Here is a 20284-nt window from a genome sequence, read left to right as displayed (position 1 = left end):
ATTCCGCAAAGTTGCCTTCGAATGACGGTGATCTCCGCTCGCCGCAGCTAAGCGATGGCAGAGCGGGATCACCTGCCCGCAGGGATTCACCGCCCCCGCACTGCGGCGCCGACCATCTGTTGCGGCCTAGGGAGAGATGTGATGGATTTCGCGAGGTTTCCGCCGGAGCTCAATTCCGGACGGTTGTTTGCCGGTCCTGGGCCCAGCCCCCTCCTCGCGGCTGCCGCGGGGTGGCGAAGTCTGGCCGCTGAATTGGGCTCGTGTGCAGCCGCTTTCACCAGGCTGACCACCGGGCTGACCGGGTCGTCCTGGCAAGGCACGGCATCGGCGGCGATGCTGGACGCGACCGCACCCTACGCGGGGTGGCTGACTGGGGCAGCCGTCGACGCTGAGCAGGCGGCCACCCAAGCCCGTTTGGCCGCAAGCGCTTTCGAGGCCGCGCGAGCGGCAACCGTACACCCGCAGATCATCGCGACGAACCGCGGCGCACTCATTCGCCTCGTGACCGCGAACCTGCTCGGGCTGAACGCACCGGCGATCGCCGCTGTTGAGGCCGAGTACGAGCAGATGTGGGCGCAGGACGTATCCGCGCTCTTGTCCTACCACGCAGAGGCTTCGACCATCGCCTCAGCGCTGACCCCCCTCTCCCCCAACGGTTCCGCAAGTGCCGCGGCGGCCAACCCACCCTTTGCGAATCTGGGCTTCGCGAATCTCGGCTCCGGCAACATCGGACGCGCGAATCTCGGAGACTTCAACATCGGATCCGCGAACGTCGGCAACGCCAACATCGGCAGCGCAAACATCGGCGGCGGCAACCGTGGCTTCGGCAACCACGGCGACGGCAACATCGGCTTCGGAAACCTCGGCAATCGCAACATCGGGCCCGGGAACCTCGGCAGCGACAACCGCGGCTTCTGGAATGCCGGTAATGCCAACGTCGGCCTCGCCAACGCCGGCAACGCCAATACCGGCATCGCCAACACCGGCAGCAACAACATCGGCATCGGTCTCAGCGGCAACGGTGAAATCGGCTTCGGCGCACTGAATTCGGGTATCGCCAATGTCGGCCTCCTCAACTCCGGCACCGGCAACATCGGCCTGCTGAACTCCGGCACCGGCAACGTCGGCATCGGCAACTCGGGCACCGGAAACTGGGGCATCGGGAATGCAGGCGGCACCAACACCGGCATCGCCAACACCGGCAGCTACAACACCGGATTCCTCAACGCCGGCAGCACGAACACCGGCGCGAGCAACACCGGCGGCTACAACACGGGTTTCTTCAACGTCGGTAGCGCCAACACCGGCAGCTACAACACCGGCAGTTTCAATACCGGAGGCCTGAATTCCGGCAACTACAACACCGGCTACTACAACACCGGAAACGTCAACACCGGCGCGTTCATCCGGGGCAACTGCAGCAACGGACTTTTTGTCACCGGCGACAACCAGGGCCAGATCAGCGCCCACATCGCGATTGATATCCCGACCATTCCCGTCGACATCGCATCGAACAACCCGGTCAATCAGACGCTGGTGGTCGGTGGTCAGGACTGGGACATCCCGGGCTACGACTATCCCAAGACCTATTTCCTGAACGGCGCCTTCTATATCGGACCGCTCTACATCTCGCCGTCGACGCTCACCGCCCCGACGGTGACGGTGGTTATCGGCAGCCCGACGACGTCGATCGACGCCACGCTGGTCGGAGCCCTGCAGGGCGGAACCATCCAGATCCTGGATATCCCCGCCGCTCCCGGGTTCGGCAATTCGACCACCGCCCCGTCGTCGGGATTCTTCAACTCCGGCACCGGCGCCGCGTCCGGCTTCGGCAACGGCGGCGCCGACGTCTCGGGCTTTCGCAACCTGTCCTCCGGAACCGTCTCGGGCTTGCGGAATGTCGGTGCGCTGCAGTCAGGTTTGGCCAACTACGGCACCGCAGTCTCCGGTTATGTCAACACCGCCGCTCCCGCCTACCTCTCCGGTTTCGCCAACTCGGGCGCGGACCTGGCCGGCGTGCTGCGCGACAGCGCGACCGGGACCGCGTTCAACGCCGGTCTGGCGAATGCCGGCGTCTGGAACCTGGGCTTCGGCAACACCGGCAACCACAACCTCGGCAACGGCAACATCGGCGACACCAACTGGGGCAGCGGCAATCTCGGCAACCACAACCTCGGCAGCGGCAACATCGGAACCGGCAACCTCGGCTTCGGCAACACCGGCCAGAACAACATCGGCCTCGGCAACACCGGCCAGGGCAACATCGGCCTCGGACTCACCGGCACCAACCAACTCGGCCTGGGCCCCCTGAACTCCGGCACCAACAACATCGGCCTGTTCAACACCGGCACCAACAACATCGGCTTCTTCAACTCCGGCGACGGCAACTGGGGCATCGCCAACACCGGCGACTTCAACACCGGCCTCGCCAACCCCGGCCACACCAACACCGGCCTGTTCAACACCGGCACCGCCAACACCGGCCTAGCCAACACCGGCAACTACAACACCGGCCTGGCCAACACCGGCAACACCAACACCGGCAGCTTCAACCCCGGCAACACCAACACCGGACCCGCCAACCCCGGCAACTACAACACCGGCCTCGCCAACAGCGGCGACACCAACACCGGCGCCTACAACACCGGCACCATGAACAACGGCCTGCTCTGGCGCGGCGACAACCAAGGCCAGATCGGCGCCTACTACGCGATCCATGTTCCGGAGATCGCATTGAATCTGACCCGGACCATCCCCGTGGACATCCCCGTCAGCGGCAGCTTCACGACCACCGTGTACCACGGCGTCACGATCAAGGACATCCCCTTCGGCACCACTGTCGCGCTCGGGCCCATCCCGGTCTTGGAGGGCACCGTCAACTCGCTCACCATCCCGCCCGTGTACGCATCAGGTCCCACGCCGGTTATCCAGATCGGCAACCCGGACGGCTCCACCGCGATCGTCATCCCCGCCTTCGCCAGCCTCGGGCCTGCCGACCTGACCCTGCTCGACTTCGGCAACGCTGCGGGATTCGGGAATTCCACGACCACTCCGTCATCGGGCTTTTTCAACTCCGGTACCGGCTCCGCGTCCGGCTTCGCCAACGTCGGCGCCGATAGCTCCGGCTTCCGCAATCTCTCGACGGGGACTGTCTCGGGCTTCCGCAATGTGGGGGCGTCGTTGTCGGGCATGACGAATCTCGGCGACACCGTCTCGGGCTTGTTCAACACCGGCCTGGGCGTACAGGCTGACGTCTCGGGCTTCGCCAACCTCGGCACCAACCTCGCCGGCCTGTACCGCGACGGCGTGACGGGGATGACGACCTACAACCTCGGTCTGGCCAATGTCGGCGCGTTGAACGCGGGCCTCGGCAACGTCGGCGACTACAACCTCGGCGCCGGCAATGTCGGTGACTACAACCTCGGCGGCGGGCAAATCGGCTCCTACAACGGAGGTTTCGGCAACCTCGGCGCACACAATCTCGGGTCTGCAAATCTGGGGGTCCACAACATCGGCCGGGCCAACATCGGTGATTACAACCACGGGTTCGCCAATGCCGGCAATGCCAACAGCGGTATCGCCAACACCGGCGACTCCAACATCGGCTTCGGCAATTCCGGCAACAACAACATCGGCATCGGCCTCACCGGCAACGGCGAAATCGGCTTTGGGGCAATCAATTCCGGGAGCGCGAACATCGGGCTGTTCAACTCCGGCACCGGCAATACCGGATTGTTCAACTCCGGTACCGGCAACGTCGGCATCGGCAACTCGGGCACGGCGAACTGGGGACTCGGAAACAGCGGTCACCTGAATACGGGCCTGCTCAACTCCGGCACCCTCAACACCGGCGGCCTCAATTCCGGCGCGGTCAACACCGGCTTCGTCAACGCGGGCGATTACAACTCTGGCAGCTTCGACGCCGGCAGCTTCAACACCCTGGGATTCAACCCGGGTTGGTACAACACGGGTTTGGCCAATACCGGCCACTACAACACCGGCCTGGCCAATTCGGGCGATGTGAACACCGGGGCGTTCATCGCCGGGAACTTCAGCAACGGCCTGTTGTGGCGAGGCGATTACCAGGGCCTGATCGGCTACAGCTACACCATCTCCATCCCGGATGCCGCCATCCCGGTTGATGCCGGCATCACCGTCCCGATCGACATCCCGATCAGCGCAACCCTGGGCACCCTGACCGTCCAGGGCTTCACCATCCCCAAGTACACCGCCGACATCAACATCCTGAGCACCGGCGAGACGCAGGCCATCAGCGTCGGCCCGATCACGCTGGGCAACATCGCGATCTCCCTACCGGCCATCGAGACCACGCTCGGCGGGCCGACCACTGCCATCAGCCTGACCGGCACCGGCGACATCGGCCCCGTCGCCATCCCAGTCATCGACATTCCTGCCGCCCCGGGCTTCGGCAACTCCACCAGCGTCCCGTCCTCCGGCTTCTTCAACACCGGTGCCGGCAGTTCTTCGGGGCTGGCCAACGTCGGGGCGAACACCTCCGGGTTCTTCAACGTCGGCGGCACCGGAATCTCCGGCGCCAAGAACCTCGGCAGCCTGATCTCCGGTATGGCGAACCTCGGCAACACCATGTCGGGCGTGCTCAACGCCAGCACGCTCGACCTGAGCGCCGCAGCCGACATTTCGGGGGTGGCCAACAGAGGCAGCGACCTGTCGGGCCTGTTCGCCGATTTCGCGGTATCGAACCTCGGCTTCGCCAACGACGGCAGCCTCAACCTGGGCAGTGGGAACGTCGGCCACGCCAATCTCGGCAGCGGAAACATCGGCGACACCAACGTCGGCAGCGCGAATATCGGCAACGTCAATCTGGGCTTCGGAAACCACGGCGCGCACAATGTCGGCTCCGGCAACGTGGGCGATCACAACCTCGGTTTCGGAACCATCGGAGATCACAACCGCGGATTCGCCAACGCGGGCGAACACAACCTCGGGTTCGGAAACACCGGCAACGCCAACATCGGCTTCGCCAACACCGGCGAGGGCAACATCGGCATCGGGCTCACCGGCAACGGCCAGGTCGGATTCGGGGCCCTGAACTCCGGCAGTGGCAATCTCGGGTTGTTCAACTCCGGCACCGGCAACATCGGCCTGCTCAATTCCGGCACCGGCAATATCGGAATTGGCAACTCCGGCAACGCAAACCACGGTATCGGCAATGCCGGGGTCGGCAACACCGGGATCGAGAACGCGGGCAACTACAGCACGGGACTGTGGAATCCGGGCGATGCCAACACCGGCGTCGGCAACTCGGGCGGCTACAGCACGGGCGCCTTCAACGCAGGCGTCGCCAACACCGGGCTGGCCAACCCGGGCAGCTACAACACGGGCAGCTACAACCTCGGCAGCACCAACACCGGCGGCTTCAACTCCGGTGATTACAACACCGGTTTCGTCAACCCCGGGGATTACAACACCGGCCTGCTCAACACCGGCGATGTCAACACCGGGGCGTTCAATGCCGGCACCTACAGCAACGGCTTTTTCTGGCGGGGCGATTACCAAGGGCTGTACGGCTTGCACGCCGGAATCCACATCCCCGAGTTCTCGCCGGTGGACCTCGACTTCGACATCCCGGTGAATATCCCCATCACTGTCGATATCGCCAACATCGTCGTCAATTCGTTCACCATCAAACCGATCACGGTGAGTCTGCTGGGATCGTCGTACCTCAGCGTCACCTTCGGCACCATCTCCATCCCGGCGATCACCGGAGTCGTGCCCGCTGTCAATGCCTTGATCGGGGGGCCCGGCACCTCGATTCCGATCGCCATCAACAGCGGCATCGGACCGATCGACATCACCTTCCTCGACATCCCCGCCGCTCCCGGGTTCGGCAATTCGACCACCGCCCCGTCGTCGGGATTCTTCAACTCCGGCACCGGCGCCGCGTCCGGCTTCGGCAACGGCGGCGCCGACGTCTCGGGCTTTCGCAACCTGTCCTCCGGAACCGTCTCGGGCTACCGCAATGCCGGGGCGCTGCAATCGGGTCTGGCCAACTACGGCACCACCGTCTCGGGCGTCTACAACAGCAGCGCCGGCACCGCCGGGCGTGTACTCAACGCGGGCCTGGCCAACACCGGCGTCTGGAACCTGGGCTTCGGCAACAGCGGCAACCACAACCTCGGCAACGGCAACATCGGCGACACCAACTGGGGCAGCGGCAATCTCGGCAACCACAACCTCGGCAGCGGCAACATCGGAACCGGCAACCTCGGCTTCGGCAACACCGGCCAGAACAACATCGGCCTCGGCAACACCGGCCAGAACAACATCGGCCTCGGACTCACCGGCACCAACCAACTCGGCCTGGGCCCCCTGAACTCCGGCGACGGCAACATCGGCCTGTTCAACACCGGCACCAACAACATCGGCTTCTTCAACTCCGGCGACGGCAACTGGGGCATCGCCAACACCGGCGACTTCAACACCGGCCTCGCCAACCCCGGCCACACCAACACCGGCCTGTTCAACACCGGCACCGCCAACACCGGCCGAGCCAACACCGGCAACTACAACACCGGCCTGGCCAACACCGGCAACACCAACACCGGCAGCTTCAACCCCGGCAACACCAACACCGGACCCGCCAACCCCGGCAACTACAACACCGGCCTCGCCAACAGCGGCGACACCAACACCGGCGCCTACAACACCGGCAGCATGAACAACGGCTTCTTCTGGCGCGGCGACAACCAAGGCCAGCTCGGCGCCTACTACGCGATCACCGCGCCGGAAATTCCGGCGTACCTCACCGTCGACATCCCGCTCAACATCCCGATCACCGTCAGCGTCGGCGACGTCCAGATCAACCCGGTCACCATTCCCAAGATCTCGTTCAGCGGGCTGGACGACGGTCTCGGCGGAGAGGTTGTCGGTTACATCGGCCCCGTCAGCGTCTACGGAGCCGAGACGGGCGACCCGATTCTGATCAGCTTCGGAGACCAACCCGCGGTGGCGATCAATATCGGCAACCCCGACGAATCGACGGTGATAGGTATCGACGCGTCGGGCGGGGTGGGGCCTGTCAGCATCCCGCTCATCAACGCTCCGGCGGCGCCCGGCTTCGGCAACTCGACCATCACCCCGTCGTCCGGATTCTTCAACTCCGGCAACGGATCTGCCTCGGGCTTCGGCAACGCCGGCGTCGACGGCTCCGGCTTCCGCAACCTCTCCTTTGGCGGCGTCTCGGGCTACCGCAACGCCGGCGCGCTGCAATCGGGTCTGCTGAACTTCGGCAACACCGTCTCGGGGGTCTTCAACACCGCGGCGCCGACCAGCGTCTCCGGTTTCGCCAATGTCGGTACCGACCTGGCCGGCCTGTTCCGTGACGGACCCAGCGGGACGGTGCTGAACCTGGGGCTCGCCAATGTCGGTCAGCTCAATCTGGGTCTGGCCGATGTCGGTGACTACAACCTGGGCAGCGGTAATGTCGGCGACTTCAACGCCGGCAACGGCAATCTCGGCGCCCACAATCTGGGCAGCGGCAACCTCGGCAGCCACAACGTGGGCAGCGGCAACATCGGCGATGCGAACATCGGATTCGGCAACACCGGCCAGGGCAACATCGGCTTCGGGCTGACCGGCACCGGCCAGGTCGGGTTCGGTCCGCTGAACTCCGGCGGCGCCAACGTCGGCCTGTTCAATTCGGGCACCGGCAACGTCGGCTTCTTCAACTCCGGCGACGGAAACTGGGGCATCGCCAACTCGGGGGACTACAACACCGGACTGTTTAACGCCGGTACCGCCAATACCGGCGTCGCCAACGTCGGCGATTACAACACCGGCAGCTACAACGCCGGTTCCACCAATACCGGCAGCTTGAACCCCGGCAGTTACAACACTGGCCTGTTCAACCCGGGCAGCGTCAACACCGGACTGCTCAACACCGGCAACTCCAATACCGGCCTGGCCAACGCCGGCAACGTCGACACCGGCGCCTTCATCACCGGCAGTTACAGCAACGGCCTGTTGTGGCGGGGCGACTACCAGGGCCTGGTCTCCGTGGGGTACTCCTCGACCGTTCCCGAGATCCCTTGGCACTACGACGTGAACGCGCCCATCGAGATCCCGGTCACCGGCCACATCAACGCGATCACCCTGGACGAGTTCAACATTTCCGATATCCCGATCAAAGTCCAACTGCAGCAGACGATCTGCTATCCGTGGTACGAGTACCCGTACTACCGGTGTAGCACGGTGACGACGACGCTCTACAACGACAGCATCGGCGGCTGGACGATCAGTCCCACCACTTTGCTGTCGGAGACGGTCATCGACGAATCATTCGGTCAGACAGTCGATTTCCCCGGCAGCGGGACCGTGGGCCCATACACCTTCGGCTTCGAGCACCAGCAGAATCCGGGATTCTTCAACTCGTCGACCGAGCCGTCGTCCGGGTTCTTCAACTCCGGCGGCGGGGGCGCATCGGGCTTCTTCAATGCCGGCGACACCGGGGTGTCCGGCCTATTCAACGACTTCGCGAACACCTCGGGCCTGCTCAACGACGGAGGGCCGGGCAACTCGGGCTATCTGAACACCGGTCAGCTGGAATCGGGTCTGGCCAATGTCGGCACCACCCTCTCCGGCGTCGGAAACGTCGGCACCGACCTGTCCGGATTCTTCAACAACTTCGCGTGGCCGTGACGCGCGCGCCTGATCGATTCGGTGTTCTGACTCAACTGAAATGGGGCTACGCCGTTGTACATTCGCAGAAGCAACGCGCGCGGCAACGTTAGGTGACTCATGAACAGCCCAGACATCGAACAGGTCCTGCGACGGCAGCGGTTGCGCTCACTGCAGGGCGGATCACTGCTTCGCGTCGGCGTTCTCGCCATCATGATCGTCGCGATGCTGATCGCCGACGATCCGGCCCGGCTGCCGGCGAAAGCTGTGTTACTGGGCATCTACGCCGTGGTGACAGTCGCCGCGTTGCTCATCGCCTTTCTGGGGCCGCATCATTTCGAGGATGACACGGCGCTGATGACCCTCGGTCTGGCCGACGTCGCCACCGTGTTCGGTTTCAAGCTTCTGTCACCCGGCGGCTACATCCCGCTCCTGGTGATGGCGCTGTTGCCACGCATGGTGGCGGTCGAGTTGTCGCTGCGGCGAGCGGGAGCGGTGTTGGCCACCAGCCTCGCGGTGTTCACCGCGTCACTGCTACAGGATCCGGTCATCATGCCGCGGGTCGGCGCCTGGGAAGTGGCGCTGATCGTGTTGATGTACGGATTCGTCTGCACCACAGCGTTTTTGATGGTCATCTTCCGGTTACGCAATGTCGACGAGATGGCCAGACTCACGACCTCGCGCGAGGAGCTGCTGGCTCAGACGATGACCGCCTCGCAGGACGAGCGCCGGCAGATATCAGAGTTCATCCACGACGGACCGCTGCAGGACGTCTTGGCGGCCCGCCGGGATCTCGCCAGCTTCCTCAAAGTTTCCCCGGACGCCCCGCTTGAACAGGCCCTGACCAGTCTGCGGGAAGCCTCACAACTGCTCCGCGAAGCCACGTTCGAACTGCACCCGGCCCTGCTCGAGCAAGTGGGCCTGGCCGCGGCGGTGGACAAACTGGTATCAGTCACCGCAGAGCGCTCCGGCATCGCGATATCGACCGACATCGACTACCCCGACCCGAATCCGATCGATCCGATCCTGTTCGGGGTCATCCGCGAATTGGTCTCCAATGTGGCCCGCCATTCGCAGGCCAGTTCGGCGACGGTGACACTGGCCGTGCACCACGGCGTTGCGCGCGTCGACGTGGTGGACGACGGGGTGGGGATCGCCGCCGACATCGCCGCCCGCCGTTTCGCCGAGGGGCACATCGGTCTTGCCTCGCACCGGGCGCGCGTGCAGGCCGCCGGCGGCGCACTGACAGTCATCGATGAACCCGGCGGGGCGCACGTCCGGGTGGAGCTGCCGTTGCGCACCTGTGTCGTGTCGGAGCGGGCATACGCGTGACCCGCCCGGGTTGACCGCTATTCCAGCAGACGTCGCCGCATCGCCTCGGCGACGGCCGCTCCCCGATCGGAGACACCGAGTTTTTCATAGAGGGTTTGCACATGCGTCTTGATCGTGCTGCGCGCCAGGTGAAGTCGCGCGGCGATCTGCGGCACCGACATCCCTTCGGCCATCATGGTGATCACCTGGGTCTCGCGCTCGGTCAGCGAGGTCGTCGCTCCCCTGCCGCGCCGCCTGACCTCACCGGCCAGACCGCCGGCCACTCCGGCCGGCAGATACGACTCTCCCTCGGCGCACCGGAGCACGGCGTTGACGATCTCGTCGGCGTCGGATTCTTTCGTCAGAAAGCCGGAGGCGCCCTCGGCCAGGGCCTTGAACACAACCGGACTGTCATCGAAAGCAGTCAGCAGTACCACGCTGGTGGGCACACCGTCGCGGACGACGGCATGGGTGACCTCGACGCCGTCCAGGCCGGGCATCTTGTAGTCCAGCAGTGCGACCGTGGGCTGAAATTTCCTGATGGCGTCCAATGCCGCGCGCCCGTCGGCGACCTGCGCGACGACATCGACCCGGCCGCTGGCCTTGAGGGCCCGCACGACCCCTTGTCGCATTACCGGGTGATCGTCGGCTACGACGACGGTGACGCGGTCGGTGGTGGTCATCGGCTCTCCATGCGCTCTCGGCCAAGTCGTCCGGGCCCCGGCACCAGGCGGGGCGCCTCTCATTGTTGCCTCCCGGACCCTTTGCCGCGCTGATTTGCCGCCCAAGGTCTGCGTGGCGCGCAGACCGCGCCGGAGCAGGCGCGGCGTAATCCGGACTACGCGACGGACGGCCGCTGGGGCGACCGGGTTCCGCGACCGGGTGGGCCCGCGGGCCGCCGCGCCGGCCTCAACGTTGTCCCGCCAGGCATTGGGCAACGAAATCAGTTGTGTGACTATGCCATTCACGCCAATTCCGGACCATGGCGTGGCCCGCACCGGTGATTCCCACCCATCGCGCATCCAGCCCCCGCCGGCTGGCGCGCTGCGTCTGCACGCACGAGATCCCCGGATCGGTCCGCGTGTCGGCGGTGCCGTGCACGACCAGCAGGCGCGTGCCGGGCGGTATCAGGTCACCCTTGTCCCCGGCCCACCACGGCGCGAGCGCCACCACGGCGTCAATGCCACCCCCGGCCGCCAATTGCGCGGCGACCCGCCCACCCATCGAATGACCAACCAGCACAAGCTTTTCCGGCGCCCATTGCAGTCGGCAGCTGCGCAACACCTCGGCGGCGTCGTGCACCGGATCCCGCTGCGGGCTGTTCCAGCCACGCAACCGGTACTGCACACGTCGCACGACGATGTCCGAGTCCAGCCGGCGCCGCAGAGCACGAGCAAGGAACACCATCCGGAGGTTGGCGGGCTGCCACCAGCGCGACGGCTCCTCGCTGCGCACTCTGCCGCCCGGTAGAACCAGGACGCACCCGCGCACGGGTTGGTTGCTTATGTCTGCTCGTACGTCGCGTGGATGACGGCGCGGGCGATCGCATGCTGAAAGAGGTTGAAGCCCAGGTAAGCCGGGGTTGCGTCCTCCGGCAGATCGAGTTTGTCGACATCGACGGCGTGCACGGCGACGTAGTAGCGGTGCGGACCGTGCCCGGGAGGCGGTGCGGCGCCGATGTAACGACGCTGACCGGCATCGTTGGCCAATGTCAGGGCGCCACCAGGCAATTCGCCGCCGTCGCCGACACCGGCGGGCAACTCGGTGACGTCAGCGGGCAGGTTGGCCACCGCCCAGTGCCAGAACCCGGACGCCGTCGGGGCGTCGGGGTCATAGACGGTGACTGCGAAGCTGCGCGTCTCGGCCGGGAAGCCCGACCAGCTCAGCTGCGGGCTGACATCCTCACCCCCGGCACCCATGATGCCGCTGACCTGCGGGTTGGACAGCGGCTGCCCGTCGGTGATCGACTCCGAGGTCAGGGTGAACGACGGCAGCTCCGGCAGCGCGTCGTAAGGGTTCGGCACTGTCATGGTCAGTCCTCTCGTGTCATCAGCAGTGGGTGAGAAAGTGCGCCAGCACCTGGGTGCCGAATTTCAGCGCGTCGATGGGTACCCGCTCGTCCACGCCGTGGAACAGCGACGTGAAGTCCAGGTCCGGCGGCAGCCGCAGCGGACTGAAGCCGAAGCAACGAATCCCCAGCCGCATGAACGATTTCGCGTCCGTGCCGCCGGACAGCATGTAGGGCACCGTGCGGGCACCCGGGTCGAGGGCCAGCACGGCAGCGTTCATCGCGTCCACCAGATCACCGTCGAAAGTGGTCTCGTACGAGCTCAGGCTCCGGATCCACTCCCGGCTCACGTCGGGTCCGAGCAGCGCGTCCACCTCGGCTTCGAAGGCCGCCAGGCGGCCGGGCAGCACCCGGCAGTCGATCACCGCTTCCGCGGTCGCCGGCACCACATTGGCCTTGTAGCCTGCCTTGAGCATCGTCGGGTTCGCGGTGTCGTGCAGCACTGCCTTGAGCATCCTGGCCATCGGGCCCAGTTTGTCGATCATCCCGTCGAGGTCGGGTGAGTCGACGTCGAAGGCCAGACCGGTCTCCTCGCTGACGGCGGCCAGGAACTGGGCGACGGTGTCGGTGACCACGAGCGGGAACTGGTGACGGCCCAGACGGGCCACGGCCTCGGCGACGGCGGTGACCGCATTGTTGTCGTGCACCATCGACCCGTGTCCGGCGCGCCCCCGCGCGGTCAGCCGCATCCACTGGATGCCCTTCTCGGCAGTCTCGATCAGATACAGGCGGCGCTCTCCGCCATCGTGGCGTGGCACCGTCAACGAGAAGCCACCGACCTCACCGATCGCCTCGGTGACGCCGTCGAACAGATCCGGCCGGTTGTCGACGAGCCACTGCGCCCCGTATTTGCCGCCGTGTTCCTCGTCGGCGACGAACGCGAACACCAGGTCCCGCGGCGGCACGATGCCGGCTCGGCGGAAATGCCGGGCCAGCACCAAGGTCATGCCGACCATGTCTTTCATGTCGACGGCGCCGCGGCCCCAGACGTAACCGTCCTCGATCGCACCGGAAAACGGGTGCACGCTCCAGTCGGCGGGTTCTGCCGGGACCACGTCGAGATGCCCGTGGATCATCAGGGCGCCGCGGGTACGGTCTGCGCCGGGGAGGCGGGCGAAGACGTTGCCCCGGCCGGGAGCGCCGGACTCGACATACTCGGTCTCGTAACCGACCTCGGCGAGCTGCTCGGCGATCCATAGTGCGCACTCGGCCTCGCCCTTGGTCGTCTCTAGCTCGCCGGTATTGCTCGTGTCAAAGCGGATCAGTTGGCTGACGGTTTCGGCCACCTCGTCTGCCGGATCGACAGGGCCCGTCGGGTCGTTCGGCTCAGCCGCCGTTGCACCGGTCACAGTCACCTTTCCTACCACGGTTCGCAGTGGTGGCGATCTGTCCCCCACGGCTGCGTTGCGCTGACAGTCGCGGGGCTGAATGGTGCGACCCGAGGCCGATTGGGCCGACGCGAATCCATCCGATAGCCTTAGCTGCCAACTCATGCGGTTGGTCGGGTCCGAGTGGCGGAATGGCAGACGCGCTAGCTTGAGGTGCTAGTGCCCTACTAATGGGCGTGGGGGTTCAAGTCCCCCCTCGGACACAACACAGCAGTACGCATCGCCGCAGCTAGACGGCGGTTATGCGCCGCGGCCGGCGACGGTCGACGGGCTCCTTGGACACGGTTTGGACACTCCCCGAGATTCTTGCGTCCAGATTGACGGCCACGGCGTCGAGGTCGCTGTCGAACAGATCGGCGTAGATGCGCAGCGTGACGCTCGGGTCTTTGTGACCGAGCATCCGCGACACCGCCAGCACGTTGGCGCCGGAACTGACGGCCAGGCTCGCACACGTATGCCGCAGATCGTGCGGTGTGATCGTCTGCACTTCGGCGCGCTCGACCGCCCGGTTGAACCATCCCGTCGAGTCGTAGCTCGGCCGCTTCAAGTAGCCGCCGCCGCGAGCAGGGAACAGCAGATCGTCGGCGCCGCGATCCTCGCACCGGACCGCCAGCCGGGACAAAACCGACGCCGCTACCGGCACCATCCGGTTCTCCTTGCCCTTCGTCTGCCCGACCTCGAACTCTTGTCCGACCTGAACAGCGTTGCGGTGCACCGATATTCGGCGTTTCAGGAACTCGACGTCGGCGACAGTAAGCGCGATCGCCTCACCCCACCGTAGGCCGGTGAACGCCAGCGTCAGCACCAGATCGGCGTAGCGGCCGGACTCCTCGGCCAGCCGGCACACGTCCGTCTCGGTGAGGTAGACGTGGCGCTTCGGCGCCTTCGTCGGCTTCTCGCCGCGCTTGAACCGGCGGGCCGGATTGAACGCGAGCGCGCGGTGCTCGATCGCGTCGTCGAGGATGCCGGCCAGGATGCCGACCGCGCGGTTGACGACGGTCGCGCTGGACCCGTCGCGGGTCATGGCCGCGGCCCACGCCTTCACGTCCAGGGTGTCGACCTTGCCGACCGGGACGCCGGCCCACTTCGGTTCGATGTGTTTGCCGTAGGCGTACGCGATGGTCCGGTAGTACGACGGCGAGAGCGTCTGTTCCTGTCGTGCCAGCCATCCGACCGACAGGTCGCCGACCGTCACCCGGCCGCGCGCCGGCGACACGTAGGCGCCTTCGGCCTTCGTCGTCTCCACCTTCGACGCCCACGCCGACGCGTCACGCTTTGTCGTGAATCCTCGCTTGCGGCTGGTGGCGCCGTTCGGCTGCCGGTACCGGACTTCCCACCGTTCGCCCGCGGCCGTCGGGTAGCGCTTAATCGTCGCCATCGAGCACCGTCCTCAGTTCGGCTTTGAGTGCGCGGGCCACCCGGCCCTTCTTCTGCGCGTTCGCGTCGACACCTGCGCGCCGATCGCGCTCAGCGTGATACGAGCGCCCCCACAGCGCCGCCATCTCGGCAGCGAGCCGTTCGCGATTCAGCCCGAGGTCGCGCGCGAGCCTCTCTTCCGGTTCCCCGAAGTCGCCGAGCAGTCGCATGAGTGCGCCGGCGGGTACTTCGTGCAGCCGAGCCGGCCACTGGTCGCGTAGTTCCGCGATCCAGTCTCGCGGACTGGCGAGCGCGAACTCGAACATGTCGCCGCCGGCGAGGAACCGCCTAAGCTGATCGCTGGTGAGGTTCAAAGCCGTTGTGAGAGCGATGTTTTGATCGCTAGCAATGAGTTCGGCGAGTGTGACTCTTGCGTCGCGGACGTCGCCGAGCGCCAGGGCCAGCGCCGCCAGTGTCGGAAGCGTCGGCGACACTCGGCCGTGCTCTAGGTCGGATATTCGGCCGGTCCCCCAATTCAGCCCGTACCGGCGTGCAGCCTTCGCGACGTCATCAGCCGTGGCGTCGCCGCGCAATCGCCGCGCGTTCTCGCCGATCACGTTGCGGAGCGGCACCGCTTCGTCTGCATCAGTCACGGCACAAGACTGTACTCGATTTAACAAGGCTTGACAGCAGCCATTCCCCATGCGCAGACTGAATCCCGTGCTTGTAATTCCGAGGCTTGAGGAGACCTGATGTCAGAATTGCCACCCGATACCGCCACTCCGAAGCAGGTTGCCGCGGCCCTGTACATGTCGGAAGAGGCGCTGGCCCAACTCCGTTACCGCGGGACTGGCCCGAAGTTCACCCGCGTTGGCGCCCGGAGGGTGCTGTACCGCTGGTCGGACGTGAACGCCTATCTCGACGCGAACAGCACCACTCAGACCGGTGTCGGAGCGTGACTCCGACACCGCTTGTCACCGAAGCGAACGTGATCGCGGCACGCCTCGCGGGAGCGAGCGAAGTGTTCCCGATCAAGCAGGCCGACGACTGGGATTCGACCGCGCGCGTCACCGTGACCGGCGACGTGATCACCGTCGTGGTGACGGACCACATGGGCCGAGCCAAGCGCGAATACCGGGCCGTCATTCAACAGGTCGCCGCGGTCCCGTAGGCGCCGCGGCCACCGGGATCAGATTTCTACGAACGATGAAGCGAAGGGTGCGTGATGGCAGGCGAGTTCGACAGGTTCGCCCTGGTCGACTGGGAACGATCGGCCTGCCTCTGCGACGTCGGGGCACCCGGCCATTCGCTCGCGGTCGCAGTCACCCACGACGGCCGCGACACCTTGTGGATAGTCGACGACGCCGAGTTGCGCGCCGAACACCCCCGGTGCGGGAACGGCGACCAGGCGCACGAACAAGTCGGCTCACTGCCAGCGGTTTGGCGCCGACGCGTCTACGGTGACCCCCGCTGCGGAGCGCCGACCACGGCGGGCCGGCCATGCCGAATGAAGGTCGCCTGCCAAGGCGATGTCTGCGAGGTCCACCGCAAGCCCCGGTGTGACGGCTGCGGGCAGATCATGCACCACCAAGCCGGCGCTTGGGGCTGCTTCGGATGCCACCCCGACCGGCGCTGGACACCACAGCAGCAGGCCAACGTCGCGGGCAACGATGCGGACGCGCCATGATGACGCCCGCGCAACGACGGGTTTGGCGCACCGATGTATTCGGCCACCCCGACCTGTCGCCAGCTGTGAAGCTCGTCCTCCTGGCGCTGGAAACGTACGCCGACTATCCGGCCGGGACGAACGCTCGACCGGGTGTCAAGAATCTGACCGAAATGTGCGGCCTCAAGACGCGAATCGTTGAGGAGGCACTGGCTCTCGGAAGGCAACTCAAGCTCATTGATCAGACCTCCCGAGCAAACCCAAAAGCGGGACTCGCAGCGTGCTATTGCCTACTTTCAACCCGCGCCACCGTGCAGGTTGAAACCGATTCAACCCGCGCCACCGTGCGGGTTGACACTCCGACAAACACAGATTTCAACCCGCACGAATCGGCGTTTCTACCCGCACGAAACGAGCTTTCAACCCGCACCACCGTGCAGCCCACCAATCCAGAACACCAATCCAGTAATACCAATGGGTTGTCGCCTCAGCCGGGTACGTCACCAGGGCTGCGCGGCCAGTCGACGGACAAGACGACGGAATCGGCGGATCGGCAACCGGCGAACCGCAAACCGCCGTCGTGGATTCGCGGACCCTTCGGGCCGCGCTGTCGGGCCCACGGCCACCACAAGGTCGCGCCCGCCGACTGCGAACGCTGCCGGGACGCCGGGGTCGCTGCCAAGGAGTCCGCGTGATCCGGCCGATCCCAGCGGCGTACCGCGGCGCCATCGACGCGGCGTGTCCAACGTGCGGCGCAGAACCGGGCGAGTTCTGCCTCATTGACGACGACCGCCGCGGCCCGCGCCGGCGACGGGTGCCGTGTGTCCGTCGGTGTCCGCCGAGCCCGCCCGACGTCGAGCACCAGGCCGCGCCGGCTCACCCGGCCCGCTCGTTTTCCGAACCGATCTACCAACCCGACGACCAGGAGTGACCATGAAGACCGAACCGTTCACCGACCAGCGCGCGACCATCCAGCCTGCGCACTGGCATGTCTTCGCGGACGGCGCCGGCGCCGGACCCGGCTTCGTCTTCGCCGGCACCGATGCCCCCCTCGACGAACCCGGTGCCCTTGCCTTAGCCGACAAGCTGATCGCGCAGGGACTCGCCGAGCACTGCCGCCTCTGGGACACCTTCTGGGTGTGCCGCTGCCCCGCCGACACCGGGTGCGCCATCGACGAGGACGGCGCGTGTGACGCGTTCGATCTGGCGACCATGCGCCCGTACTGGACGCTGGCCGACGACAACGCCGCTCTCGCCGCCCAAGCCGCCGACGACGCACGGCTCGCACTGATCCCTGCACCGCCAGGGGCCATCGGTGACCCAACCGAATGGGACTGGGACCGCGACCTGGGCATGTACACGCGCTACCTCACGATGGGCAGCTGGGACGCGGCCGGCGACGGGCCAGGCGGCATCCGCCCCACCGTCGAGCTGTATGTCGAGCAGACCGAAAGCGGCGCGCTTCGCGAATGGCGTATTGAACTCAACGGTCCCGACCTCGACGCGATGACCGCCGAAGACACCCGCCGAGTCGCCGCGGCGCTGCTCGACGCCGCGACGGCGCTCGAAGCCGGCCAGCGACGCCATGCGGATCGGGACGATCCAGGTCGCGGCGATCGCGACGATCACGATCCCGCCGATGCAGATCGCGACGATCCAGATCACGACGATCACCACCCCGGCGGCGACACGCTCGACGCCGGCCGGCCCAACACCCGGAAGCCCGTCGCATGACCAACTGGAACACCCTGCGTCCGCTGCTCGCCGGCATACCCGCGCTTCCCGGCGCCCCCTGCAAGGGCAGAGCGGACCTCTACGAGCGGACCATCGGCGGACGCATCGAGGGCCGACAGGCCGGCAGCCCCGAACTCGAGAACGCCCGCTGTGAGGCTCTGCGGCTCTGCAACGACAGGTGCCCAGCACTGGCGTCGTGCCGAGCGTGGCTCGGGGCTCTGCCGGCCACACGGCGCCCACGCGGCGTCGTCGCCGGCCTGGTGATCACGTCCTCCGGGACGCCGGCCAAGCGCACCACCAGCGAGACGGAACCATGAGCGACGAGTCCGGCCTGACGCGCGTCGGTCCCGTCGTGGTCCTCTCCGGGTCCGCGCTGCGGCTGGTGCTCGAATGCGCCGCGATCGCCGTCCGGCACCGCAAGATGACCGCCGGCCTGCCGTTCTCGACGCAACCGTACGAGGCTCTGGCCTGCGAACTTCGCGCCGCGATGGCCGCAGACGGTCACGCGGACGTCCGCGCTGGCGCCGTCAGCGATCCTGTGCCGGTGGACGAACAACCGACCGTGCCGCTCGCCGAAGCAGCTGCCCTGCTGCACATCTCGGACAGGCAGGCGCGCCGGCTCGCCCCCCAACTCGGAGGCCGCAAGGTCGCCGGCAGCTGGTTCGTCGAAGAGACGGCCCTACGCCAACACATCGAAGGAAGGCCATGAACCGACAGGAACGAGCCCGCGTGATCGCCTCGTTGACCGACGACGAGCTACGGCAGCTTCGCGGACGCCTTCAAGACCCCGACACGCGCGACGCCGACAAGCGGTTCGCGCAAAACCTGTTCACCGGATCGAACGACGCCGGCGACCAGGACGACGACGACCAGGACGCCAGCGAGTACACCGACGAACAGCGGCAATGGGCGCGCGATCTGTTCGCCACCCTCGACGACGAGAACGACGGCTTCGCCGGCCTCTCGAACGGCCGAAACGTCTCCCGCACGACACCCTGACCGCCACCCGCACTCACTCCGAAAGGACACCATCATGCTCCAAATTTCGGCTCACACCAGGGCCCTAGCCGTCACCAACGCCGCTGACACGCTGCATGTCGCGCTGCCCGCCGCATACGTCGAACAGTTCGCCGAGGCGGAAGCGTTTAGTGCAGCGGCCAGCCAAACCGTCTGCCGGAGAGAATCCCTGCACCGCGCCGTCCTCGACGCCATCCAGGAGGGCCGCGACTACCTCTCGGACCCGGTAATTCGGGCGATGGCGCTCAATGCGCAACTCACCGACGGGAACATCCTCGCCGCCGCACGCAGCCGCACCGAGCAGCTGAAATTGGCCGCACTCAGCGACCACGCCGGCGACATTCTCGACGGGTGGGCCGACGCGCTCGACGAGCACTCGGCGAAGCTCGCCGCCGCCGCGGACGCCGGCGTCAACCTCAACGACGCCGCCGGCGCCGTCGCCCGAGGCGGCGCCATCATGTCCCACCTGCACAACGCGCAGGTCGCCGTGAAGGCGTGGACCGCAGCCGCGAACGGCTTCTACGCGCTGGCTGCCGTCGCTGGCGTCAGGAACAGCGCCGACTCGGCGACCGTCCTCACGCCGGCGCGTCTCGCCGACCTGGCACCCGCGTACGAGATGGCGCGAGACGAGCGCGCCCGTGAGGTCGGCGCGTGGATTCTCGCGCGCTGCGGACTACCCCTGCGACTCGCCAACCTCGACGAGTTCAAGGAACGCGCCGCGCAGATGAAGGCGGACGCCCAAGCCGAAGCCCGGAACCACGCTGCACGCGCGAACGCCGCCGGCTTCAACCGCCGGTAGCGCAACCACGATCACCTGACGGCCGGCGCGGGACGGAAGCCCCCGGTTCCTTCCTACCGCGCCGGCCGTCGGGCCCACCACCACGACGACGAGGACCAGGCCGTGAACGAGCACGACGTACGCAGCGCCGACACCATGACGCGCGACACCGCCGACACCCGCCCGCCATGCGGTGCACAGGCACCTAGGGCGGGGTGCCCATCGGGGGGTACCGCAGCGCCCCTCACGGCATAGGCGGGCTGCCCTCCCCTGGATTTCCAACAAAAAAAGACCGCTGGAAAGAAGCA

Annotated in this window: 18 protein-coding genes and 1 tRNA gene; 13 read left to right on the top strand and 6 right to left on the bottom strand. The window is 66.4% G+C overall.

All coding sequences use genetic code 11. The features are described 5' to 3' along the window. The first annotated feature begins 141 nt into the window (after positions 1–141). Together QXH22_RS30530 and QXH22_RS19150 are read left to right on the top strand one after the other, a co-directional pair. Positions 142–8679: a PPE family protein gene (locus tag QXH22_RS30530; RefSeq protein WP_371934260.1), complete on the top strand. Its 8538-nt coding sequence runs from the start codon at positions 142–144 to the stop codon at positions 8677–8679. A gap of 99 nt (positions 8680–8778) precedes the next feature. Beyond that, positions 8779–9990 (top strand): sensor histidine kinase, encoded by a 1212-nt coding sequence (locus tag QXH22_RS19150; RefSeq protein ID WP_306240066.1) that lies wholly within the window; start codon positions 8779–8781, stop codon positions 9988–9990. 17 nt (positions 9991–10007) lie between these two features. On the opposite strand, the gene QXH22_RS19145 is transcribed toward QXH22_RS19150, so the two are convergent. From QXH22_RS19145 to QXH22_RS19130, 4 genes are all read right to left on the bottom strand, one after another. Then, a complete protein-coding gene (locus QXH22_RS19145; protein ID WP_306276649.1) occupies positions 10008–10652 on the bottom strand; it encodes a response regulator transcription factor in 645 nt (214 codons plus the stop codon). 226 nt (positions 10653–10878) lie between these two features. Next, positions 10879–11460: an alpha/beta fold hydrolase gene (locus QXH22_RS19140; RefSeq protein WP_306240064.1), complete on the bottom strand. Its 582-nt coding sequence runs from the start codon at positions 11458–11460 to the stop codon at positions 10879–10881. An 11-nt stretch (positions 11461–11471) separates the two neighbouring features. Continuing rightward, positions 11472–11999, bottom strand: coding sequence for a YbhB/YbcL family Raf kinase inhibitor-like protein (locus QXH22_RS19135; RefSeq protein ID WP_306240063.1), 528 nt, complete (start codon positions 11997–11999; stop codon positions 11472–11474). Positions 12000–12018: 19 nt separating this feature from the next. Next, positions 12019–13386, bottom strand: coding sequence for a M20/M25/M40 family metallo-hydrolase (locus tag QXH22_RS19130; RefSeq protein WP_306276647.1), 1368 nt, complete (start codon positions 13384–13386; stop codon positions 12019–12021). A 156-nt stretch (positions 13387–13542) separates the two neighbouring features. Here QXH22_RS19130 and QXH22_RS19125 point away from each other — a divergent pair. After that, a tRNA-Leu gene (locus QXH22_RS19125) sits at positions 13543–13628 on the top strand. Positions 13629–13654: 26 nt separating this feature from the next. On the opposite strand, the gene QXH22_RS19120 is transcribed toward QXH22_RS19125, so the two are convergent. Beyond that, entirely contained in the window at positions 13655–14803 is a 1149-nt protein-coding gene (locus QXH22_RS19120) for a site-specific integrase (RefSeq protein WP_306276646.1), read from the bottom strand. After that, positions 14790–15413 (bottom strand): hypothetical protein, encoded by a 624-nt coding sequence (locus QXH22_RS19115; protein ID WP_306276644.1) that lies wholly within the window; start codon positions 15411–15413, stop codon positions 14790–14792. The genes QXH22_RS19120 and QXH22_RS19115 overlap by 14 nt, the downstream gene beginning before the upstream one ends. A gap of 120 nt (positions 15414–15533) precedes the next feature. On the opposite strand from QXH22_RS19115, the gene QXH22_RS19110 reads away from it, so the two are divergent. From QXH22_RS19110 to QXH22_RS19065, 10 genes are read left to right on the top strand one after another with little or no spacing between them, the layout of a single operon-like run. After that, a complete protein-coding gene (locus tag QXH22_RS19110) occupies positions 15534–15740 on the top strand; it encodes an AlpA family transcriptional regulator (protein ID WP_079673340.1) in 207 nt (68 codons plus the stop codon). Further along, on the top strand, positions 15737–15952 hold the full coding sequence (locus QXH22_RS19105; RefSeq protein ID WP_306276643.1) for a hypothetical protein: 216 nt from the start codon (positions 15737–15739) through the stop codon (positions 15950–15952). The genes QXH22_RS19110 and QXH22_RS19105 overlap by 4 nt, the downstream gene beginning before the upstream one ends. A 54-nt stretch (positions 15953–16006) precedes the next feature. Next, positions 16007–16468 (top strand): hypothetical protein, encoded by a 462-nt coding sequence (locus QXH22_RS19100; RefSeq protein WP_306276642.1) that lies wholly within the window; start codon positions 16007–16009, stop codon positions 16466–16468. Then, a complete protein-coding gene (locus QXH22_RS19095) occupies positions 16465–17142 on the top strand; it encodes a hypothetical protein (protein ID WP_306276641.1) in 678 nt (225 codons plus the stop codon). The genes QXH22_RS19100 and QXH22_RS19095 overlap by 4 nt, the downstream gene beginning before the upstream one ends. Beyond that, on the top strand, positions 17139–17378 hold the full coding sequence (locus QXH22_RS19090; protein WP_306276639.1) for a hypothetical protein: 240 nt from the start codon (positions 17139–17141) through the stop codon (positions 17376–17378). Before QXH22_RS19095 ends, QXH22_RS19090 begins: the two co-directional genes overlap by 4 nt. A 2-nt stretch (positions 17379–17380) precedes the next feature. Continuing rightward, positions 17381–18181, top strand: coding sequence for a hypothetical protein (locus tag QXH22_RS19085; protein WP_306276638.1), 801 nt, complete (start codon positions 17381–17383; stop codon positions 18179–18181). Further along, on the top strand, positions 18178–18498 hold the full coding sequence (locus QXH22_RS19080; RefSeq protein ID WP_306276637.1) for a hypothetical protein: 321 nt from the start codon (positions 18178–18180) through the stop codon (positions 18496–18498). Before QXH22_RS19085 ends, QXH22_RS19080 begins: the two co-directional genes overlap by 4 nt. Next, positions 18495–18890, top strand: a complete 396-nt coding sequence (locus QXH22_RS19075; RefSeq protein WP_306276636.1) for a hypothetical protein — start codon at positions 18495–18497, stop codon at positions 18888–18890. Before QXH22_RS19080 ends, QXH22_RS19075 begins: the two co-directional genes overlap by 4 nt. Further along, positions 18887–19180 (top strand): RNA polymerase subunit sigma, encoded by a 294-nt coding sequence (locus QXH22_RS19070; protein WP_306276635.1) that lies wholly within the window; start codon positions 18887–18889, stop codon positions 19178–19180. Before QXH22_RS19075 ends, QXH22_RS19070 begins: the two co-directional genes overlap by 4 nt. A 34-nt stretch (positions 19181–19214) precedes the next feature. Then, positions 19215–19997 carry an aldehyde dehydrogenase gene (locus tag QXH22_RS19065; protein ID WP_306276634.1) on the top strand — a complete coding sequence of 261 codons (783 nt, stop codon included), beginning with the start codon at positions 19215–19217 and terminating at the stop codon, positions 19995–19997. The last annotated feature ends 287 nt before the right edge of the window (positions 19998–20284 follow it).

Origin of the sequence: Mycobacterium sp. TY814, assembly GCF_030755175.1 — a bacterium.
GTDB lineage: Bacteria > Actinomycetota > Actinomycetes > Mycobacteriales > Mycobacteriaceae > Mycobacterium.
The sequence above is the reverse complement of the archived record's forward strand: the minus strand, read 5'-3'. Positions and strand labels throughout refer to the sequence as shown.